The sequence below is a fragment of the Bradyrhizobium sp. cf659 genome, assembly GCF_900113725.1.
Taxonomy (GTDB): domain Bacteria; phylum Pseudomonadota; class Alphaproteobacteria; order Rhizobiales; family Xanthobacteraceae; genus Bradyrhizobium.
On sequence record NZ_FOQJ01000002.1, the window covers coordinates 687,790 to 688,042 of the forward strand.

Annotated in this window: 1 protein-coding gene; it reads right to left on the minus strand. The window is 54.2% G+C overall.

The features are described from left to right. Positions 1–7 precede the first annotated feature (7 nt). Positions 8–226 carry a hypothetical protein gene (locus BM118_RS42280; protein WP_244550137.1) on the minus strand — a complete coding sequence of 73 codons (219 nt, stop codon included), beginning with the start codon at positions 224–226 and terminating at the stop codon, positions 8–10. Positions 227–253: the final 27 nt, after the last annotated feature.

Genomic DNA, 253 nt, shown 5'->3' on the forward strand with positions numbered 1-253 from the left:
GGAGTCTTCAATCAGTGAGGCTTGGCGCAAATTCATCGCGGGGGCTTCTGCCGTCGGCGAAAGCGTTGCCGAAACGGTTACAAAGCAACTCGGCAGATGGCAAAACGCCTTCCTGACGACCTTCTCCGATTACTTCGAAGGACTCCCCGAGCAACTGGTAAAGACCGGAAAATCCATCCTGGGTTACTACAAGCAAGCTTGGAACGACACGGTCGGCCTGCTTCATTTTGATGGCAATCCCGCAAGCTACTCC